The 1069-nt window shown below is 62.3% G+C and carries 1 pseudogene; it reads right to left on the bottom strand.

Features of this window, described 5'->3' with window-relative positions:
• Positions 1-223 precede the first annotated feature (223 nt).
• A pseudogene (locus AC27GT_RS11085) lies at positions 224-1069 on the bottom strand (integrase core domain-containing protein); the annotation flags it as partial.

Here is a 1069-nt window from a genome sequence, read left to right as displayed (position 1 = left end):
GCCCCCTGCCAGGGCTTGCACGCTATGTGACGACTCCCCAGACTAAAGTCCGGGGCTTCCCAGGGTGTTTCCCTGCGGGAAAGCACGCGGGGTTTCCCCCGAAGGCTCCGTCCGAGCCCAGAAAGACCTTGACTCCGTATCGGCAGGCGAGCGCAATGCTTCTGGCTCTGCCACGGGTGTTCGTTTGGAGTTTTACCCATCGGACTACCCGATGGAACCCCCTGTAGTCGGTCAACACATTTGAGACTCTGTGGGGACCGCCTCCCCCCGTATTCTAGCCAGGTACTCTAAAGGGGCCAGGCCCCCCAAGGCCCGGTGGGGTCGCCGGCGGTTGTAGTGGTCCAGGTAGGCGTCAAGCTCCCTTTGGAGCTCGGGGATCTGTGAAGGCAACGGTCGTGTGTAGAACTCATCCCTAAAGGTCCGCTGCATCCGCTCCACGTGACCATTGAGCTTGGGGCTCCTCGGCGGTTCATTTGGGGTAGGGGCCCCAAAGAGGAAGAACGAAGAGCTTAACGCCCAAACGTTCACAGACCTCCTCAAAATCGGACATAAACTCGCTGCCCCCATCCACCTGCACCGCACGGATAGGAAAAGGCGCTCGCACCATCAGGCGGGCAAGAAAGCTGGCCGCCAGGTTGGCCGTGGCTCGGGTGTGGACTTCCGCAAGGGAGAAACGGGTGAAGAGGTCGACGGCCGAGAAGTGCTGGATCCTCTCCCCAGGGCCCAGGGTCACGGTGAGGGTATCCACCTGGATAAGGTCGCCAGGGTGACCCACCTCGTATCCCTTGGGCTTCCTTTGCGCATAGGGCCTCCTTGGCCTTCCCCTTCCCTTTCCCCGCCGGGCCTGGGCCAGAAAGGCGGCTACGCTTTCCACGCGGCCGTGTGCTTCCAGGTAGGCCAGGATCCGCCCCACGGTGCGCTCGCTCACCGCAAAGCCCTCCTTCCTTAGGGTCAGCCAAATCGGCCAGCGGCCCCAGGTGGGGTTCTCCTTCCTTAGGGCTTCCACCCGGATCAGCAGATCGGAAGACCAGTAAATCCTCCGCCGCAAGCGCTGCGGTTCATTTGGGGT

It is taken from the genome of Thermus sp. KWY1 (assembly GCF_057547025.1).
Note: the sequence above shows the minus strand (reverse complement) of the source record. Positions and strands in the feature narration are given on the sequence as shown.